The organism is Bradyrhizobium glycinis, assembly GCF_016031655.1.
Taxonomy (GTDB): domain Bacteria; phylum Pseudomonadota; class Alphaproteobacteria; order Rhizobiales; family Xanthobacteraceae; genus Bradyrhizobium; species Bradyrhizobium glycinis.
The window spans coordinates 164,716-184,657 of sequence record NZ_JACCHQ010000014.1; the positions used below are offsets into that span (position 1 = coordinate 164,716).

General features: G+C 61.0%; 17 protein-coding genes and 1 pseudogene. 7 read left to right on the plus strand and 11 right to left on the minus strand.

Translation table 11 applies throughout. The annotated features are described in order from the left end of the window. Nucleotides 1–131: 131 nt before the first annotated feature. Nucleotides 132–350 (minus strand): hypothetical protein, encoded by a 219-nt coding sequence (locus HZZ16_RS21000; protein ID WP_197951221.1) that lies wholly within the window; start codon nt 348–350, stop codon nt 132–134. 316 nt (nt 351–666) lie between these two features. Beyond that, the gene (locus HZZ16_RS21005) at nt 667–900 is read right to left on the minus strand and encodes a hypothetical protein (protein WP_197951223.1); all 234 of its coding nucleotides are present in this window, start codon (nt 898–900) and stop codon (nt 667–669) included. A gap of 948 nt (nt 901–1,848) precedes the next feature. On the opposite strand from HZZ16_RS21005, the gene HZZ16_RS21010 reads away from it, so the two are divergent. The 7 genes from HZZ16_RS21010 to HZZ16_RS21040 all read left to right on the plus strand — a co-directional run bounded on the left by HZZ16_RS21010 (nt 1,849) and on the right by HZZ16_RS21040 (nt 9,086). Next, entirely contained in the window at nt 1,849–2,130 is a 282-nt protein-coding gene (locus tag HZZ16_RS21010; protein ID WP_197951225.1) for a hypothetical protein, read from the plus strand. A 14-nt stretch (nt 2,131–2,144) separates the two neighbouring features. After that, nucleotides 2,145–2,393 carry a hypothetical protein gene (locus tag HZZ16_RS21015; protein ID WP_246510279.1) on the plus strand — a complete coding sequence of 83 codons (249 nt, stop codon included), beginning with the start codon at nt 2,145–2,147 and terminating at the stop codon, nt 2,391–2,393. A 1,305-nt stretch (nt 2,394–3,698) separates the two neighbouring features. Further along, nucleotides 3,699–4,304, plus strand: coding sequence for a response regulator FixJ (gene fixJ / locus HZZ16_RS21020; RefSeq protein ID WP_197951227.1), 606 nt, complete (start codon nt 3,699–3,701; stop codon nt 4,302–4,304). 462 nt (nt 4,305–4,766) lie between these two features. After that, nucleotides 4,767–5,351 carry a hemerythrin domain-containing protein gene (locus tag HZZ16_RS21025; protein WP_197951229.1) on the plus strand — a complete coding sequence of 195 codons (585 nt, stop codon included), beginning with the start codon at nt 4,767–4,769 and terminating at the stop codon, nt 5,349–5,351. 604 nt (nt 5,352–5,955) lie between these two features. Next, nucleotides 5,956–6,756: a nodulate formation efficiency C protein gene (locus tag HZZ16_RS21030; RefSeq protein ID WP_246510281.1), complete on the plus strand. Its 801-nt coding sequence runs from the start codon at nt 5,956–5,958 to the stop codon at nt 6,754–6,756. Nucleotides 6,757–7,644: 888 nt separating this feature from the next. After that, a complete protein-coding gene (locus HZZ16_RS21035) occupies nt 7,645–8,355 on the plus strand; it encodes a thermonuclease family protein (protein WP_246510282.1) in 711 nt (236 codons plus the stop codon). Nucleotides 8,356–8,366: 11 nt separating this feature from the next. After that, nucleotides 8,367–9,086, plus strand: coding sequence for a carbonic anhydrase (locus HZZ16_RS21040; protein WP_197951261.1), 720 nt, complete (start codon nt 8,367–8,369; stop codon nt 9,084–9,086). A 477-nt stretch (nt 9,087–9,563) separates the two neighbouring features. On the opposite strand, the gene HZZ16_RS21045 is transcribed toward HZZ16_RS21040, so the two are convergent. From HZZ16_RS21045 to HZZ16_RS21085, 9 genes and pseudogenes are all read right to left on the minus strand, one after another. Continuing rightward, nucleotides 9,564–10,808: a DUF418 domain-containing protein gene (locus tag HZZ16_RS21045; protein ID WP_197951263.1), complete on the minus strand. Its 1,245-nt coding sequence runs from the start codon at nt 10,806–10,808 to the stop codon at nt 9,564–9,566. A gap of 990 nt (nt 10,809–11,798) precedes the next feature. After that, nucleotides 11,799–12,227, minus strand: coding sequence for a hypothetical protein (locus HZZ16_RS21050; RefSeq protein WP_197951265.1), 429 nt, complete (start codon nt 12,225–12,227; stop codon nt 11,799–11,801). A 349-nt stretch (nt 12,228–12,576) separates the two neighbouring features. Beyond that, entirely contained in the window at nt 12,577–13,350 is a 774-nt protein-coding gene (locus HZZ16_RS21055; RefSeq protein ID WP_197951267.1) for a YopT-type cysteine protease domain-containing protein, read from the minus strand. 228 nt (nt 13,351–13,578) lie between these two features. After that, nucleotides 13,579–14,479: pseudogene (locus tag HZZ16_RS21060) on the minus strand (terpene synthase family protein). Continuing rightward, nucleotides 14,476–16,026 carry a hypothetical protein gene (locus HZZ16_RS21065; protein WP_197951271.1) on the minus strand — a complete coding sequence of 517 codons (1,551 nt, stop codon included), beginning with the start codon at nt 16,024–16,026 and terminating at the stop codon, nt 14,476–14,478. The pseudogene HZZ16_RS21060 and the gene HZZ16_RS21065 overlap by 4 nt, the downstream one beginning before the upstream one ends. Nucleotides 16,027–16,304: 278 nt before the next feature. Further along, the gene (locus HZZ16_RS21070) at nt 16,305–17,303 is read right to left on the minus strand and encodes a polyprenyl synthetase family protein (RefSeq protein ID WP_197951296.1); all 999 of its coding nucleotides are present in this window, start codon (nt 17,301–17,303) and stop codon (nt 16,305–16,307) included. Nucleotides 17,304–17,457: 154 nt separating this feature from the next. Continuing rightward, nucleotides 17,458–18,801 (minus strand): cytochrome P450, encoded by a 1,344-nt coding sequence (locus HZZ16_RS21075; protein WP_197951274.1) that lies wholly within the window; start codon nt 18,799–18,801, stop codon nt 17,458–17,460. Continuing rightward, nucleotides 18,801–19,646: an SDR family oxidoreductase gene (locus tag HZZ16_RS21080; protein ID WP_197951276.1), complete on the minus strand. Its 846-nt coding sequence runs from the start codon at nt 19,644–19,646 to the stop codon at nt 18,801–18,803. Before HZZ16_RS21080 ends, HZZ16_RS21075 begins: the two co-directional genes overlap by 1 nt. Further along, entirely contained in the window at nt 19,633–19,941 is a 309-nt protein-coding gene (locus HZZ16_RS21085) for a ferredoxin (protein WP_197951278.1), read from the minus strand. Before HZZ16_RS21085 ends, HZZ16_RS21080 begins: the two co-directional genes overlap by 14 nt. Between the last annotated feature and the right edge of the window lies 1 nt (nt 19,942).

Genomic DNA, 19,942 nt, shown 5'->3' on the forward strand with positions numbered 1-19,942 from the left:
CCCATCGTGTCGTCTCGCTGCGCTGCAGGAGCATGGTGCCCGCGGGCCGTCGATGCGAAGGTTCTCGAAGGCATCGGCGACACCTGCGCGACTTGTTTCGAAGAACGGACCAATGTAGATGCCGCTTTTGGCTACGCGTCTGACGAGCGCTCAACTGCAGCTTTCGACGGATTTGAGATCAAACTACGTCGGTGGTAACCGCGCAGTTGCACATCTTGGCGAATGAGATCGCTCACTAAACGCACCGCCCGCTTCTTTCGCTTCCAGTTGCCGTCCAACCCCACAGGGATCGCGAAGCCTCGCGGAACGACCAAAAGATCGTGTCTTCCGTTCAAATAAATATCGAACATGTCGTCCCTCGTTCGACACGAGCGTAGATCGCCGGTTCATCTATTTGGTGACATGGCAGCAACAGTCGCATCTAAAGACTTTACACGGGTTTTCTCCGGATCGCCCTCACGTGAGCGTGCATAGAGCGGAGGATCCGGTGGCATTGCAGGAACAGATATCAACCAGCGCCGCGGGGCGATCCGTTGTCCACCAGTCACGCCTTTCTGCCGGCTCTTGGACGGCAGAAAGTAGTACACCATTACATCGGTGCAATTCGGATCGCGCCTAGTTCGCAAATTGACGCCGCGATTCAATCGCGCGGACTTTAGGCCACACTCAAGCTAACTGCCCCATGCCGACTTGCAGTGCAGGCGGGGTTCGAAGTTCTATCACATCGGCGAAGACTGTCCAATCGCCGATGCTCTTTTGCCTGCAGAAATCGGTCTCCGCCTGCTGCGCAGCAGCACTCAGCGAGGCGGCGTCGATCTTGAACACTGCCTGACAGGCACGATGCTCGTGGCCCATATCGTCACAAACGGTCTTAATGAACCGAACGTTAAATGAAGGCATGGTCCGATCTTTCCGTGGTTTTGCTCACTCTCCATTCTGCCATTCGAGCCACGAGAGTATTTGATCTGCCTCAAGGAGGATCCCGAGCGGTTGTCCGCTCCCGAGCTTTGGTCGAGGCTTGAGCAGCGCGGCGCGAGCGCTTCTGTTATCCCGGAGATGATCGCGCGATCGGTTTCTGTCCGAGCTTCCGGATCTCGCTCTCTCTTGAAACGGCTGATGGACAGCGCCGTCTGGTCCGCAATGCGCTCGACTGAGAAAATGGAGGCAATGATCGAGGAAGGTCTTGCACCTACGACTGCGAGCAGCATGCGCCGTCACACCCGAGACTGCCGGCTGTTGATCTCTAAAGAGCCCATACTCCATTACTGGCAATATGAAACCTTCGGGCCGCGAACTCTAGACGCGATACTTGGTGGTCTCACGGGCATTGCGAACTCAAGTGTGGGGACGGCTATCGACAATGCGAGGCACACTCAATTGACCATCTGTTTGCCGGCTATCGCAGCATTGAGCTCAAAAGCGCATCTACAGTTTTTTGAGCTGTATCAATACTGCTGCGGCCGCCTACTGATAAATCTTCCGGTCCAAGGTAACATGCATGTCAGAAAGAAAGACTTGGCGCCCTCCATGTTTTCCTGTCCAGATACCGGCGACCGAGTTCAAGGACTGCTGCCGGAATCAACTGAGGGCGTGCCGATGACCTGCACCCGAATCCTGCGCCGCTTGCGACAGCGTCCACTTCATCGACCTCCGAAGCGGCGCGATGTTCGGCACCGACCGCTGCTAGGCCCATCCCAGGTGATGTCTAGCGAGCTCCGACGTCTTCCCCGTTCTCGCTTTGGGAAGTCGTTCCCCTCGCAAGCGCGGGGCCAACGTCATCATAACCCAACGGCCAAGCTCGCCTCGTCGGACAAGGAAATTTGTCACCAACACTGAGAATGTTTCGACATGAAAGACCACGGCGACATTTGCCACGGCGCAGGCCAGATCGCGGGATCGGCAGGCCAGTTTAGAACAGCGGAAAATACAAACTGCCGACGGCTTGAGCTGATCCAGATGGAATCGAGCCGAGCCGAGGAGTGGTTTCCCAGCGCTACTCCGAGGTTCAACAGCGCCACGGCCCAAAAGATCGCGGCAGCGGCTGACGCGATCGAGACCACGCACCACCTGCATAATGCTGCGCTGAACCTGTCCGCGCGGCGGCCAAGCGATCTCGTCCCTAGTGCTTAGAAGGTTGCCTGAATTTGTCAGCTCGCACCGATGAACTCCGCCCAAGGTCTATCGGCGACCTGACCTGGGAGCAACTCGAAACGGCGCCTCCCTTTGATCGGGATCTGGAGATTGCCGTGATCGAAGGCAATACCATTCACCGCGTGGTCTTTCCTTGCCGTCGTATTGTCGGCGGCTGGATCAAGGCAAAGTCCGGAGAACACGTCGCCGTGCAGCCGACGCACTGGCGCATCTGGCCCAGTAGCGGCGGCCCGCCTACATAATGGATTGACGTGAGTTGAGGCCCGAGTGCGGCCGGTGGCCTCTCGTGGGAAACAATGTAGCGTTGGATCAATAAGAGGACCTGACAGCCAACATGTCGGACCACATCAGGTACTGTTATCTGCTCTGCGCCCCATCAGCGTCGTCTTTCTCGCGAAGGGCCTTATCACCGATCCGCAAACATGACCGACATCCCGGAACTCGCGGCATTTTCTCTTCTCCTTGGCTCTATGCGCAATTGGCCACGGCGGGAGTGAGAGCAGGCGCGGTATAGGTTACCCCATCAGCATTTGACCGGGACATCGTGGCGAAACCTATCATTAGGCTTAAGGAGAAGGGTGTCATTCGCTCGTTCAGCGACGCGGCAGTGCATTTATTCAGTTTGGTCCTCTCACGAAGTGCTTGCAACGAGGATTGCTGGAGCGCTACCGCGTCGAACGCGGCCACTACTGGACGATATCTGACAAATGGGCGGGCACATCATCGGCATCGGCCGCATCGTAGTCGGCGAATGGAGCAACGAGACGCGCTCTTCGGATGGAGCTTGCGTCGGTGAGGCAACAATGCGGGGCAGACGACTCGTCGGTTCCATCGGAAGCTTCGCTGAATGACAAGCGCAGAAGACTGCGTTTGCAAGAGCTGCAATCTGAACTCGTGCACGTGTCGCGGCCATGGTGAGATGACATCCTCTATAGCCCATGAGATCAACCGGCCGCACTCCGCAATCGACTAGATGCACGGCACAAAAGGCTTTTCTGACGCCCGACAAGCGCGACGCAAACCGTATGCTAGTGCACCCGACCACGCGACCCGACAGGCTGTGCGTTTTTAACGAGATCGGCCGAGCGCCCCGCGGTAATTCGCCGCCAGGGCAGTAACAGAGCACTCTGTGGAGGTTCCGCTCACGCTCGTTGAAGTAGCTGTGGCTCTGACTCCTGTCGGCCCGGGAGAAGAAAGCCGCAAGCCTGGCTATCCGCAGCGACCGCGATCTGTCATCAATGATCCTGGCCCCAAATCTAGATTCAGCAGGCCGCGCTGATCTGATACGCAAGCAATCGAGGCATGGCTTCCTGCCCTTGCCGCGAATTGACTGTCGAAGCTGTCAACGTCGATACGTTTACCGTGAAGCGACTCCGCATCAGCCCTGCGCCGAGCCTGTTCCACGCCTGTGTCACGACAGAAGAGCAAGGCGGTCAATCTGCAGCACAATCATAGAGACATATGGTGGCCACATCGTCGTGGAAGTGAACCCAGGCGGCGGCACGGTCTTTCAGTTCGCCGCGCTATTGCGGAGCTTAGGAAGAGACATGATTGGACGGCGCATTCTTGTGATCGACGATGACGCGGCGATTCGGGATTCGCTCGCCTTTCTGCTTGATGTTAACGGCTTCTACGTAGCAACCTATGAGACCGCGACTGCGTTTCTCAATGACGTCGCGAGCGGTCCGGTTGACTGCATCGTGTCAGACGTCCGGATGCCAGGTATGAGTGGTCTCGAACTGGTCCGCAAAGTGAAAGCCGATCGTATCGAATGCCCAGTGGTTCTGATAACTGGCCATGGCGATGTATCGCTCGCAGTCGAAGCGATGAAAGCGGGTGCGGTCGACTTCATCAAGAAGCCTTTCGAAGAAGAGGTTCTCTTGCGGGCAATCGGTAGCGCCTTGGAGGCGCGGCCAATAAAGCCGGCGGATGACGCAGCGAAACTGCAGGCGCAAGCTCGCCTTGCGGGCCTCTCGTCGCGCGAGCGTGACGTCCTGCAGGGGCTAGTGGCCGGCAAAATCAACAAGGTGATCGCCCATGATCTCGGCATCAGTCCACGGACGGTCGAGGTTTACCGCGCGAACCTGATGGCCAAGGCCAATGTCCGCAGCATGTCTGAGTTGATGCGAATCGCAATTACGGCGGGACTCTGACAGCCGCGCAAATGGCGGCCGCTGGCTTATTCATGTATCAGGCTCCAGGCCGATAGGAGCGTTCTCGGATGCAAGAAAAGCTACTCGGCGATGTCCCCGGGGAATATCCTTCGTGCGAGCACCACCTTATTATGGCGTCGCGCTGACGGCAAGAATTCCAGGTGCGATCAAAGCGCCGTCGCAATTGGCATCATCCGCATTGAGGTGCCCTCCGCACGGGCTTACGTGTATCTACTTAGGGGGTTCTACCTAGGGAGAACATCTAAATTTTCCGGTTTGTTAGGAGCAGCCAATCTGCGGCCATCGGCCTTCGCAACATAGCTCAGCCACGCAGGTCCAGGCACCCAGTTTTACCGAGACGAGCCGCCATCGGACCGGCGTGTTGCGCGGGCAACTCGTGATCTGGGCCGTCAAATGGCAGACACTCTTCCAACCTACATTGTGCCTCGAGGAGGACCCGCAATGATCGTGGATCTTTTGCTTCGAGAGCATCGCAACATCGACCTGCTTCTGGTCGTTCTTCAACGCGAATTGGAGATTTTTGAGAAAGGGATCCGTCCCGACTACGAGGTCATTCGTGCGATTATCAGCTATTTCGAGGTTTACCCCGAGGTGTATCATCATCCGCAGGAAGACTTAATCTTTGCCAAGCTCAAGGCTCGCGATCCGGAGGTAGCTACAATCGTCGGCGACCTCGCCCTGGAACACCAGGAGGTCGTCGACCGTTTGCATCACTTCGCGCAAGCTATTGATGCCATCCTGGCGGACCGTGAAGTCCTTCGGGAAGGCGTCGGCAATATCGTACGGGACTTTATCGTACGCGAGCGGCACCACATCATGTGGGAAGAACGAGATTTCTTTCCCGCCGCCCTGAAGGCTCTCTCGGCTCAAGATTGGACCGAAATCGCTTCGGCTCTCACCGGTCATGGAGATCCGCTATTCAGCAAGACAGCAGCAGAGACTTCCGATGCACTAAGGGCACATATTCTGCAACTCGCGCAAGAAGCTGACGCGGAACGTAGGTCGGTCGCGCTTTCGTCTGCCTAGGCCCGTAACCCGCGACACGGCGCCGCAATGGATGGGCGTTGTTGATTATTGCCGAAAGTCGACCCGATGCTCGTCCGAATGAGTAGGGATGCTCGCCGGCGTGCGTACGTCAGAACGGGTATGGGCCTGCTCGACCAAGGGAGCAAGCGGCATAGCCGCGCTTTCCTGAGCTCTGGTTCGTCCACAATGTGACCGTCGGTCGCTTGCGCTCCCGATGGTCTCGATGGAGCCTTGAGGTCACAAAAATGCTCGGCTGATGTAGCCGCGATGGATGGGCTGAATGGAGCTGTCGGAACGTGTGCAAGTCGGACACTCTTCAAAGATGACACGAAACCGCTGCGAATTGCCTCCCTGTTACCTGGCACGAACAATGCAAGTCCGGGCATGCCCAGGCTTCTCCTGCTGGGCATGTCCAGACGGCAATAAGGGCTGCCGCTGGAGACTAAGGTTAGCGGCGCGTGACATAGAGGGGAGCGCCTGCTCGCGCGGGACCACAAGCGGGCACCCCGTCGCGTCGCCGCTAACTTCTTGCGCTCGCACTAGGGACGTGCCCGACTGAAATGACGCGCGGATGAAAACCAGTAGGCAAAGGGGTATGAAGAGAATGTCTGCAAGACGCGCCCTATGGTTTTGTCTCAGTCGATCTTTGATTTGGCTTGCGCTGTTGGCTGCCACGGGCAACAGTATTCGCGCGAACGACAGCGCTCTTATCGAAAGAGTCAAGTCAACGTGGCGAGCGCAAGACGGTGAATCGATAGAGCAAATTCTCTCCAACGTCTCCAAGGTGGCACAGTTCGTTCCCGGAACGTGGGGCGTCGCTCGAGGAATCGACCACAATGAATATGTTTTCGTTTCGTGGACCAGGCATCGGGAGATTAAATCAGACGAACAGTACGTTATCACCTGGAGGATCGCGCTCGACGGAACGGTTGAACTTACGTCGAACTACGCAAAGCCGATGGAATTGGGCTGGCGCGCCCTGGCGCTCTCGTTGATCGCCAGTGAAGTCTCAGATGGCGAAAAGGACGCAAATATTCGCTTTCTTCATGATCCAGTCAACTTCAACTTCGTAACGACCATGCAAGGCCAGCTCGGCACTCTTCTGCGTAAGGGCCGCTGCACTATCGTTGAACCTGTTGGAGTGGACTACTTGCCGAAGCCGAATGACGAGTCGACAGAGAAAGGTGGTGTGTGGCGCGTTCTGCTTTTAGTGAACTGTGATATCCCAGGGCCTCGTTTTTTTACCTACAACGGGGTCATTACTTTCGAGAAGGGCGAAGGACAAGATTGGCAACCGCAATCCTCCCTTGCCAAGCGCATCGCGGCCTTTCCTCCTGGCTCCTGGTTCAATCGCATAGAGCCAAACAAACCGGAAGTGTCAGAGGGGCACAAAAGACTTCAGTAAATGGTCGCGTAGCGAGGGCCTGGTCAGATCCGCCGATCTGCTGGGTGAGAATTTTGCATGCCGATGAGCCTCGCCGATCGATGAGCTTGCTTACCTCGAAAGGCTGTATCGTTCCGCGGGACGCGTCAATAAACGGTCACTACCAAGCAAGAGCGGCCTCCCGTCGGGGCGTCTGCGTCATGAGCAATCTATTCAGCTGTCGGAGCGAGGCTCCCCCCACCAGGTGCAGCGTGCCAATGCGAAACGCCATGACGTCATCGGCGTCAACCACCAACTCGGCTCGCGACACGAAAGAAGGCTGCTGGTTTTGCGGCGTTTGCGCAAATGGAGATACCGACCCATTTACGCGGCGAGCGTGAGCTGAACTCCTTGGCGTCTTTCTCCAAACCGGTCCCAGGAAGTCGGACCAGACTTGTTTCGAACATTGGAGTCTTCGTGACGAGGTCCATGGCGGCATGTCATCGGCTCCTCGGAATGTCGGAAGCCTCTGTCTGGCTAATGCAAGGCGCCACTAAGCGCAGCAAGGTCGCTGCGCCACGCCTGACTCCGCTCGACCGCCGAACACTCACGCTTTTTTATCGTCGAGAAACGGCGTTGGAGGGTTCGGATGTCTCCTGCATCGCTAGTTCGAGCGGTGGGGATCTCTTCGTTAGGTTGAGACGGTGCGGTGAGCGGCCCACCGAGAAAGACCGGAAACGCTCAAAGGATACCGAGGCACGCACACGGCAAGAAATCGCTTGAACCTCACGCTGCGTCAGGTCGTAGGTAGGAGATCACGATCAAGCTTTCACAAAGCACTCGTGGAACGATGCCGGCTCAACGGGGCCCGATCGTGCGTAAACATGGATCAAGAGCGAAAGGTTTATTGCCGGGATGAAACACCGCGTAATGGAGGTCGCATTGCTGGCGGTCATCACATCTCCGGTTTGCGCCGCGACACTCAGCGGCGCTCCGCGTATCATCGACGGCAATACGATCGAGATCGAGCAAACCTCAGTTCGGCTCTCAGGCATCGAAGCACCTGAGACTGATCAGATTTGCCTCGACGCCCGCGGCGGCAAATGGGCCTGCGGCGTAGCTGCTCGCGAGGAGCTTATAAGGCATTCGAACGGGCGAGTGTGGGACTGTCATACCACAGGAGTTGATAAGTACGGGAGGTCACTCGGCAGGTGCTTCATCGAAGGCGAGGATGTCAACGCCTGGATGGTACGCTCGGGCTGGGCACTATCATGGGGTCTATCTAAACCGAGCTACGCTTTATCCGAGTTGATGGCGAGTACAGCCCTTGCGGGGCTGTGGTCGGGGGCGTTCATCGCGCCTTGGGATTGGCGTCGCCGCAACAGGTGGACGATCATCGTCGGCGCAAGTTCCGTTCCGGTCGACGCTCGGCAGCTCCTGCTCGGACCCGCTCTGCTATCGGACCCGCCGTCGCCCGAGTGCCTGATAAAAGGCGCCCTGGACCGCAACGGCGATCGCATTTATCACCTGCCCGAACAACCAAGTTACGGACAAATCGACATGGCGGAGAAGCCGGGTGGGCGCTGGTTATGCAGCGAAGCGGAAGCCGCGGCCACCGGGTGGCGTAAAGCCGCGCGATGAGGTGACATGCAATGTCCTACACAACCAACATCGCGCCTTCGCGGCGCTCACTATTGCGCTTCGCTATTTCGGCGGCTTGCCTACGGCTTGGCAACAACTTTGTCGATGCTAAGGAAACAAGCGCGCCGCCCAAGCCTGGTAACGTGCTCTCGCCGGATGCTGCGCTGAAGCGGCTGATGGAAGGGAACAATCGCTATGTCCAGAGCGCATCACGAAGTGATAACTTCAAACGCGAGCGCCAGGTTTTGGTCGATGGGCAAAATCCATATGCGGCGGTTCTGAGTTGTGCCGATTCACGTGTGGCGCCTGAACTTGTCTTCGACAGCGGACTTGGCGATCTATTCGTCTGCCGGCTAGCCGGCAACTTCGCCAACGATGACACGCTCGCCAGTATGGAATATGCCGTCTCCGTGCTGAACACGCCGTTGATCCTGGTACTTGGCCATGATCATTGCGGTGCAATAGACGCCACGATCAAGTCACTCCATGAGGGTAGGCCGCCGCCGGGCCACATTCCATCCCTCGTTGCTGCTCTTGCACCGGCAGTGAAAGAACCTCTCCAGCAAAGCGGTGACACGTTCGCCGATGCGATCCGACAAAATGTATTCGATAACGTCACCAAGCTCAAATCGACCGGGCCGATTCTGAACGCAGCGGTTGAGCGGAGCAGACTGAAGGTCGTCGGGGGCCTGTATCGTCTCGACACCGGCAGGGTCGATCTGCTGGGCTGACGCTGGCGTCGTCGCGCGGCCGGCTAAAAGTTTGCTGCCTGATACAGGGCTTCGGTCGAGTTTAGCGCAATTCGTGCGTCTATCGGCGGCATCAAAGGTAGCGAATACAATCCGCTCCAGAATTGTCAAAGCTTCGGGACCTTTGGTATCCGCGGCCTCTTAATTCTTATTCTATTCTACGTACTGATGATGGCAACGCGCGGTCCGCACAAAGAAACGACACATACCGGCGCCGAAAGCATTCATAGTTTCACGTTGAGGCGCTAGGCCGACAAAGGAGGCTCTAGCGGCAGATGGCAGTACGAGCCAGGTTAGGGCCGGTATAGTCATTAAGCAGCTGGCCGCCCAATGTCGGCTCTACTCCTACAGCGGAGAGAAAGTAGACATCTCCCGAAGTCGCTGGAGGGGCCCAAACCAGCAGTAACGGCTTGGACGCTTCCGCTGAAGCAGAACGCAGGTCGGGGATCTGGGCCCGCATCAATCTGCTATGGTCGCGCGGGCTAAATTGACCGTTGCCCGCATCGGCTGCGGTACCCCATACATGCATGAGCGCCAGAGCCACTCGACAGGACCGAACCGATAGCGGCGCAGCCACCACACGCTGAACACCACCTGCGCGAGATACACGAAAATGCCGATCGCCAGTGTCGCGGCGACGCCGAGGCGCCCAAACTGGCCTAGACCATAGCCGTAGAAGATCCAGCCGCAGATCACAGATTGCGCCAGATAGTTCGTGAGCGCCATGCGGCCAAGGGGCGCGGCCCAGCCCAGCATCCTCTGCCCGCCCGAGAGGTTCACAGCGGCGATGACTGCGGCCGCATAACTCAAGGCCAACACGACCGTCCCCAGCTGTTGCACTGGAAAATGCGCGCGCCCGAGCGACGGCCAATTGAAGAGCTGTTGTCCTGCTGCCGCGACACTCAATCCGCCGCCAAGAAGAACGCCAAAGATTGCGGCGACGAACAAGAGGCGCCTGTTCGCCGTTGCCCGACGCAGAACCCCGCTGCGCCACACCAAGGCGCCGACCAGGAACAGTGCGACAGTGCACGGAAAGGCTATGACGTGCAGCGGAAAAATCGCCCGTATCTCACGGATCCGAAACGCGAGCACATCGAAGAATCCGCCCGTGCCGTAGGCGCGCGTCGCGTCCTCGGCAAGAGCGGCCATCTCGGCTGCCCGCGGCACGGGCACGATCGGCAGCAACAGCAGCATGGTCAAGTAGAGCCCCAGGAGCAGCAGGGCTGCACCCGCGATGAGCCACCGCGCGCCGCCGAGGAAGGGCAGCACCACGAAGCCTGCCAGGGCATATTCGACGAGAATGTCGCCGTCCCAGATCAAATAGAGATGAACCAGGCCAATCGCCAGCAACACCATCAGCCTACGCACGAGCAAGATCATGCGCCGTGCATTGCTGGCAAGCCGCTCAAATTGGATGGCAAGGCCGGCGCCGAACAGCAGCGAGAACAGCGTAAGCGCCTTGGCGCCGATGGCCACCGTCAGCAGAGCCTCGAGCGCCCGGTCGAGCCGCGCCGGCTCCGCATTCGGCAAGAACGCCGCGAAGATGGAGACGCGAAATGCGATCACGATGTTCATGGCGAGCACGCCGAACAGGGCCAAGCCACGCAAGACGTCAATCGCCTCGAGCCGCTCCGACGAGCTCATGGGCTTTGGAGGCGCGTCACTCGCCGGCGCCGTTCGCGAGCCGATGCTTCCGCCGGTCATTGCAGGATTCCCCGTTTCCGATGGAGAGATTTAGAACGCCGTCTCGTAGCGCATCAAACTACCTGAATTGGGGGGTGAATCGAACCCTGACTACACTTGATCTTCGGGTTGCCGTGACCTGATTTCAGTATCGTTCGGTAAATCGACCAGATGATCAAACGCGGCAATCTCTGTTACCACGGAGCAGTATCTATGGTATTGTGACTTTCGACGTTTGAACGATCCGCTGGAAGGACTCGTCAACCAGACCTCTCCGCAATTAGCCCAGATTGAAATTTGTCCTTTAGCGACACAACCACAACGAACTAATGTGGGCGTTGCGTTGCCACGAGTACGGCCATCCAACCGATGACGAAGTCCTGGGGATTTGTAACCACAACGTCCGCCAGCAAGCGTTTGATAGACAAGCTTGGACGCTATGGGGGTGAAGAATTCCTTTGTGGTGATGTCAGGTATCTCGAAGACAAAGCCAGCTTGGCTTTAGATGGGATGCGGGTGGCGGTAGCGGATTCGGCTTGGAATTCAGATGTCCGAGGAGTCGCGGGTCACGGTCTCCGCGGGAGGCGCGCAAGCTTCGGGGCAAATGATGCGCCCGCAGACGTTTAGCCCGTGCAGACGCATCGCTGTACAACGCGAAGAATGCTGGTCGAAATAGAGTCGTTGGCGAATGCCCCCTGGCGAGCCAAGCTCGCGCAGCATTTCCACAGCGATCAAATTGATTGTAGCGGGACACGTCAAAGTCAGGGATCGTCGTGCTCTAAGTGCTGTTCTGGCGCATCGACGCAAGCTGTTGGTTAACCTATAGGCAGTATCTGGTCTCAATCCGGCAAGCTCTTGCGAGCGTTCTGAGCGAGATTGAGGTAGTCGAGCAGGTCTTAGCGAGTTGAAGCCTCCGCCCCGGGTTTTTACTGCAGAACGAATGCGGCTGAATCGATACATGGGGTGCGCAGGCAAGAACTAGCCGATGCGCGAATTAAGCTGCGCCTTACTCTAGAGGCACCATGCTTTTGCGTAAGCGAGTTCCGGGATTCGACGGACCACGGTTTGGGTCGTGTCGTCGCTCTTCTGGTCGTGCGCATCAAGAGTAGCGGTCGGGCGTCGATCGAGATGAAAGCAGAAGCCCGAAGAATGATTTCGGACGAGCAGTGAGATCGCCGCTTCGACCGTGTCGAGATAAGCGCGACAGATCTGCCATTCCGCGATCGCCGGTGGGTTCGCCCAACGTTGCAACGTGGCGCCAACTCCCGGTGCTCGAAGGAGCCGATGCATCCTGGGTTCCGGCACAGCGTCATTGTCCAAGAAGTACGGCGACGGCGGATCCTGGCGAGCGGCCTTGAAGGCCGCTCGCGAGCGTGCGGATCGGCGCTGTTCTGCATCCAGCCGTGCTTGCTGCAGTCGCGTATGGCGCCAGCTTTCCATTAGAACGTCGCCGACGCCTGGTGTCCAGCCGGAGCCTGCATGCAGAGATGGTTGGTGGACATTGCCGGGCTATCGGAGATGCTTTGCGAGCGCGCGGCCTGCTGATCCCACGACATATCGTTGATGGCGACCTTTTCTACTTCGGTAGCGAGCTCGACCTTGGCCGGAGGCGGCTGCGCACCCCGTTGGACTCGCCGGCAGCGAGATCGGCGAGTTCAACGTAGACTTAATCGCGGCTATTGAATTTACCCGCTTTGGATATTTGGGCGCTTGCCCTACCCTACTTGATAAAGATTGTCGAAGACACCTTCGCGAAGAAGGAGCCAATCGGCGAGTGCCAAGGCCTTGCTCACCGTATCTTTTGGGTAGAGATCGTCGAGAGATGCAGTCGGTTGGGGTCCCTGTAACGATCGGCGAGGCTGTAGAATAATTCGTCTATCTCGCCTGATCGCACATTAAATTCTCCATAGTTTGGATCGAACAGCGTGGTCGTTCCATCCGACGCCGCCGTTGCAACTGAGTGTCGGCCACCTTCGGCGAAACGTAAGCTAAGGATATGCCTCGACCCGTCAGCGGTGATTTTTTCGAACATGCGCGAGATGCTTGTAGGGTCATCGAACCTATATTCCTTCTCCTTTCCGGCTGGATTCAAACCGATTTCCCGCAATACTGCATTTATTGCCTGCAGGGTGGCCGATTTCACACCTTCGCTTCGCAAGTCAGCCCGGAGGTCCGCATACTGCTGCTGCCGGTCAGCCGCGTCGCTGTGCCCTTGCGATCCGGGTCTTAGCGCATTTATCCGGGATCTCGGACTGTAACGGAGATTACCAAGCCACTCGCCAGTCAACCCAAGGCAGATTCCGTCTACATTCGCCTGCTCCAATTCGCCTGTACGGTATTCGAACAAGGGGCGGCTTGGCCTCGCTGCAGAGGATGCACCGGGGTTGTCTGGATCCGAGGTATGTGGCGTGCTAACGCAGCATCCCATCCTGTCAAGCACTGAGGGGCTCCTCCGCAGCGCGAGATTCGCCAGCGTTTCCGCAAAGCCGTCGCTGTCTCCTGACTGACTCGGTTCGTAGCCTAGGCTGGAGTATTGGGATGGGTTACTGATTCGATTATCCATGGCGCCTCATGTTTTCTTTCGTCACGTGCCGCTTCTGATCCGGTTGCGAACGATACGCGAAGCGCCTGACGATAAGCTGACCGGGGGATGACGTGCCCGGCGTCGTTCGGCGATGTAGCACGAGGTCAATATAGTCCTCCTTGCGCCGGCCTCAGTCGTCGCATCGGGCGACGGCGTTGGTCGGATAGGACCTACGGCAGCGCGCGCATGCCGCGGACTCCCGCGCGTTCAGGCCGGCTTACGCTTGCCTCTCGGCGGCGTTGCGGCGGTAGCGGCTGTTCGAGGTCTGATAGTACTGCGCGCGGATGCCCTCCATGGCCTCGATCAACGATCCCCACGGCGCGGGAAAGCCTTCTTCCGCCATCACCCGGTGCAGCATGCGCGTATGACCGGCCAGTTCGTCATTGAGGAACTCCACCACAGGCATTGCCGGATAACGCTGCAACAGGAGGATCGCCGCATTGTCGGCCTCGCCGGCCGTCTCATCCTTGTCGCGTCCATGCAGATCATTCTGCAGGCGCCCAATTGCGGAGATGAGCCGCAGGACCTGGCGAAACGCCGGACGTGCGCGCAAGGTCGCCATGTCCAGCCCCCACAGCAACGACAGGCAAGAGAACACGTTCGCGTAAGCGATCGAATCGATGCCGTTGTGCAGGTACTCGGCGTAGGACCAGCGTTCCGCCCCTGCCGCCTGCGCGTGCCCGGCGCGCAGCGCCGCGCAGTAGCGCCGGGTGTCGTCGAGAAGCTCAGCATAGTCGCGACGATCGTAGGCGAGCGCGGCCAGCGAAGCGCGCAGCACAGCGCAACCTTCGAATCCGGGGAGCGCGCAAGCCACGCCCTGCCCTAGTGCCAGCTCGACCGCGGCGAGCTGCTCCGGCGCGATTAGGCCAAGGTCGTTGCAATCGTCGAGCCAGAACAGTAGCGCCAGCTCGCGATAGAACGCTACGATCAGCGTTTCGTCCTGCGAATCGCGACCGGTGCGGGCGCCGGTGTCGCGCAGGCTGGGATGGATGCGCTGCAGGATGTAGTGGCCGCCCCTGACCGCTTCCACAGCGTGCTCGTCGACGAATCCGGTCAGGGAACGCCCCCACTCCAAGACGTGCTGCAGCGCGCGTTCGGTTTGGATCATGATGCAAGTCCTGCTTGCTCGGCCAGGACGCGCCGCCCCCAACGAAACGCCAGCCACAACCCGGCGAGTTCGGCCACGCGCACGACCCGGGTGGGGCAATACAGTTCCTTGCCGATCCACAGTGGCGTCTGCGGCAAGGCATGCGCCGCATAGCGGGCGAGCATCCACCCCAGCGCACGCGCCACCGCCTGCGCGATGCGCCGCCGCCCGGTCAGGTCTTCGCTCCCGTCTATCACGTGCAACGCGAACAGCGCATAGGCGGTTTCCTCGAATGTGGACGCACGACCTGCGCCCCAGCCGCCGTCGTCGCGCTGCGCGTGCAGCAGCGCCGCGAGCGCGCGCTCGTCGCGCCAATGGGACTCACCTTGCGCCAGCGCAGCGACCGCGTGCGCGGTGGGATACAGCCACGAAACGTGCCATTTTTCGTTGTCCCAGAGACCGTGCGGGTTGCGATTGGCCTCGACGTAGGCGCTGGTGCCGACGGCAGGCTTTCCCAACAGTCGCAACGCATGCAGGGCATGGATGTTGGTCGACACCGACGCATTGCGCTCGCCAGGGAAGGTGACGAACAGCTCGCCAACTTCGAAATGGCGCAACGCATCGACCGCCGGGTCGCGGCCTGCAAGGCGCAGCACGCACATCGCGACGGCGGTGTCGTCCGCGTCGGCCGCAAAGTGCAAGGCCGGGCCCAGACCGCGCATGCCCAGGCGCGCGTCGAGCTGCGCGACGATCCCGCCCACCGCCTCGGCGAGCGCGGGATGTGCGAACAGCCCGGCAAGATGCAGGGTGTACAACGACCAGCATGGCTCGAACACATTGATCGGCCAGACGTTGGGAACGACACCTTCGATGCGGCTGCGCGTCGCCCGCGATGCCGCCTGCAGATAGGCCTCAGCGCGTCCGACCTGCGGTGTGCTCCCCCGCGTCACGGCGTGCGCACGCCACGCGGCGGTGGCCGCCGGACTGATGCCGATGCTGCCGTGGTCATCCGGGCATGCGGTGGTCGGAGACGTCCCCCATGCTTCCCAGGAGTGCAGCAACGGATGGCCGCTCGGCAACGCCTCCATCGCCCCGAGCTTGACCAGGCACGCTTGCCGCAACGGCAACAGCGCCGGATGGCGTGGAAACGCCATGCCGCCCAGCAAGGATGCGGCATCACCGCAAAGCTGCGGCAGAATCAGCTCCGCGCCGATTGGTGCGTCTTCCGGCACCGTATGCGCGTAAGGATCGGGCTGGCGCTGGAGGAACCGGGTTGCAGACCGGACTGCGTCGGCAGCGCCAGGAATAGGACCAGCACGCTGCAATGCTAGCAACACCGCCCAGGTGGGCACATGGCGGAATAGCGGGAAGTCCGTGCTTCCCCATCCGCCATCGGCCTGTTGCTGCGCGATGAGCCACGCGTATGCGTCCTGCCGTTCGGGGTCGTTGCCGTGGAACTGCAGGGCTCGCGCCGTGTCGTAGACGGACGGACCGACGCTGCCGCCATCGCTCATCTGGCTCAACAGGCCGCGCAATTCGGAAAGAATCTGTTCGGACAGCGCGTTCACGCGGGATGTTCCTTTTGCAGACGGTTGACGAGAACCGGGATCGGGCAGACGCCGCGCATGTCGCCGCAGGCCCGTCGCAGCTGCAGTGCCGGACGGCCCCCCTGCTCCGGCGCGGCGACGCGCCCCGATGCTGCCGGTCCGCCGCATAAGGCTTGCGCGCAGCGCGCCGCGGCGGGCAACCGCCTGCAATCGCGGACTCGGACACAGTGCAGCATGCACCGCTGCCGCCGGCCGATCGCAGCGGCACAGGGACGGGACGCCATGGCGGACGGGCACGCTCATGCGCAGGGCGCGTGCTTGAACAGATACGCGTTGGCCCGCTGCAGGAGTTGCGCCAACCTTTCCGCACGCTGCCCCAGGGGCGCGATGGCCTCCCCGGCATCGCGCAACAGATCCAGCGCGAACTGGCGTGCTGCCTGCAGTCCCATCATCGACGCGCAGGTTGGCTTCTGCCCCATTGCGTCCTTGCCGGGGGTCTTGCCCAGCGTCGCGGTATCCGCTGTCACGTCGAGAATGTCGTCGATCACCTGCAACGCTAGGCCGAAACAGGCGCTGTAGCGATCGAGCGTACAGTAGAGTGCAGCGTGCGCGGCGTCCTCGGCGATGGTGCATAGCGCGCCCATCCGAACCGACGCGCGCACTAGCGCTCCGCTCTTCATCCGGTGCATCGCCAGGATCCTGTCCAGCTCGACGTGCTTTCCAACCAGCGACAGATCCATCGCCTGCCCGCCTGCGGCACCCTCGGCCGATACCGCCTGCGCCAGTGCGCGCACGAGCGCGATACGGTTGTCGCCCGGCGCATCCAGGCTCGCCAGGGTCAGGAAGGCGTGCGCCTGCAGCGCATCACCGACCAGGATCGCAGTGGCTTCGCCGAACTTGACGTGCACGGTCGGAAAGCCGCGGCGAAGCACGTCGTCGTCCATCGCGGGCAGGTCGTCGTGGACTAAGGTACAGGCGTGCATCATCTCGATGGCGGCGCCGACGTCGTCGAGCATGTGCGAAGGCGTTTCGGCCAGTGCGCCGGCGGCCAAGCAGAGCAAGGCGCGGGTGCGCTTGCCGCCATGCAAGGTGGCGTAGCGCATCGCCGCCATCAACCCAGTATCACCGTCGTCTTCGGCGCAAAGAAGACGCGCCAAGGCCTGTTCGACTCGCTGTGCGCCGTTCTGCATCCAGATCTCCGGCAGCAGCCTGCCGGATGCGCCGCGCGGCTGCGGGCCCGATCCGCAGAGGGCGGAAACGCCAATTTGGTCGTCGTCTCCCGTCGAGCCTCTCTGCATGATGTTCACGTCCTTGTAACTGACAGCAGACGGCTAAGGCGAGCGGCGAGCCGCTGCGGTGTTGCCGTCGTCGCACGGAGCGCGCGAGCCGGGTGCGGCAATGCCCCGCCTCGCCAGCGCCGTTGCCTCGCCATACAAGTCATGCAATGCCAGCTCATGAGAATGAGATGCGGATTGTCATGGACGGATGTGCGGTCGGGAAATAGCTTTGGCCTTTTTCAGCGCCGCTCAGCAACCGAGGCCGCACTCCGGTCTCGTGCATAGTCAGCGCCAAGGCGATACAGAACTGCACCAGTTCCAGCCATGCCAGGTGATAGCCCATGCAGACGTGAGGGCCGGTACCGAACTGCAGCATATCCACCGGCCGGATCGGCTCGGTGCGTTGCAGCCACCGCGCCAGCCGAAACTGATCAGGCGCCTCGTGCAGCAGCGCCGAGGTCGAGAAATGCAGCAAGGGAATGCACAAGGGGGTGCCCGCGGGAATGCGCCGTTGGCCGAGTTGCAATTCCTGCAGCGCGCGACGCGGCAGGACCGTGGTTGCGGGATGCACGCGCAGCGTCTCGCGGAACAGCGCCTCGGCGACCGGGCACCGCGTCAGGTCCGCGTGCCGGGTCGGCACAGCGCCCACCCGTTGCGCCTCCTCGACCAGAGCGTCCCACAGCATCGGCTGCCGCGCTAGCTCGATCACCATCCAGGCCATCGTCGAGGCGGTGGTGTCGTGACCGCCGAGCAGCAGCAAGCGGATATTGGCGATCAGGACATCATCGGAGAGTGCATCGTCGGCGCGATCGAAAGCGCTCACCATGTCGGCGATTAAGCCGGTGCGCGCGCCATGCGCGCGCGCGTCGCGGACGAATTGGCGCAACTGCGCGTCGATCCAGTCGCGGGCGGCGCGGCCGCGCCGCAAGGGCAGTCCAGGCAGGTCGATTGGGGGCGCGACGATCAACTGTAGCAATTGCCGGTACTTGCGATGCCATCCCGGCAGGTCCTGCGCTGGTATGCCCATGAGGCTGAAGATGAGTTTGAGCGTCAGGTCGCCGGTTTCGCGCAGGATGGTGACCTCGCCGCGGTCGCGCCACGCCTGCACCCGCGCCAGGATGATGGGCGCGAACAGATCGCCGATGCCGGCCTGGCTCAGCCCCTTGGGCAGAAACGCCGCCTTGATCGCATCGCGCGCCTTCCGGTGCGCGCCGCCGTCCTGGACGACCAACGTTCCAGCAAACAATTCGGGCGCGATCCCTTCGATCAGCGACGAGGACACGTCCTTGTGGCGGAGCACTGCGAACGCATCCGGATCCAGACAGGTCATCAGGTGTCCGGCAGGACCGAAATCCAGCCAGAAGTGGCTGCCCAGCGTCCGTTCCGCACGCTGCAGGAGGCGCGGCAGGTCGCAGACGATGGCGGGAAGATGCCCGACCAAGGGGAAAGCGCCGGGCACGACCGGGATGTCGGACCGCAGCCGGTGTCGCCGGTCCAGCGGGTTGAGCAGCATGTCCATCAGCAGCGCGGCGCCGCTGCCGCCTCCACGGTGTCGCCGCTAGGCCACGCGGCGGGGCTGTTGCCGCCGTCGGCATACGTCGGCACATGAGCCAGCATGCCGCCGTCGATGCACACGACTTGGCCGGTGATGAACGCAGCATCATCGGAGAGCAGGAACGCCACCAACGCAGCCACGTCCTCGGGGCGGCCGACGCGCGGCAGGAGCTGGTGCCGTCGCAGATGTCGTTGCATGCGCTCGTCCAGCTTGGCGAGGAGACGCTCGGTCATGATGAGACCCGGCGCAACCGCGTTGCAGCGGATCTGCGCACGACCGCACTGGGTGGCGAGTGAGGCTGACAGCATGTTCATCCCCGCTTTCGACGCGGCGTAGGACGTCTGCGCGGTGTCGCCGCTGAGCCCTTGGCACGACGACATGTTGACGATTGCGCCACCGCCGCGGGCGATCATCCGTGGGATGCCCTGCCGGCAGCAGAGCAGCGTGCCGCGCAGATTGGTCGCCATGATCTGATCCCAGACCGCCAGATCCAGGTCGAGGATCGCGCGGTCGCGCGGGGTCAGATGCATGGCGCTAGCGTTGTTCACCAGCAGGTCGACCCCACCGAAGCGCCGTTCGGCCGTCTCGAACAGCACTGCCACCGCCTGCGCATCGGCGATGTCTGTGGCCATTGCAAGCGCGTGGCCCGCTTCGGCCGCGATCTGCGCGGTGCAGGCGGTGGCCGCCGGTCCATCAATGTCGGCCACCACCACTCTGCCGCCCTCGCGCGCGATGGCGAGGGCGCATGCCTTGCCGATCCCGGCGCCGGCGCCGGTCACCACGGCCACCTTGCCTTCAAACCGTCCCATCGTGTCCTCCTGGATTGCGTTGATCGTTCGCGGCATGCCGCTCGGCCTCCGCCGGAGAAGGCGCAAGCTCGGCGCTGGCGCGCTCGTCATCGCCAGCGTCGCTTTCGATGACCTGAATGGCGGCGACCGGGCACTGGCTGGCCGCGAGCCGCACGGCGGCGTGAAGCGCAGGCGGGACCCTCGCCACGCACACTTCGGCGACGCCGTCCGGCTCGCGCTGGCGAAAGGTGCCTGGCAGCGTCAGCACGCACTGCCCGGTGGTTCCGCACAGATCCTGGTCGACCACCACGTGCATC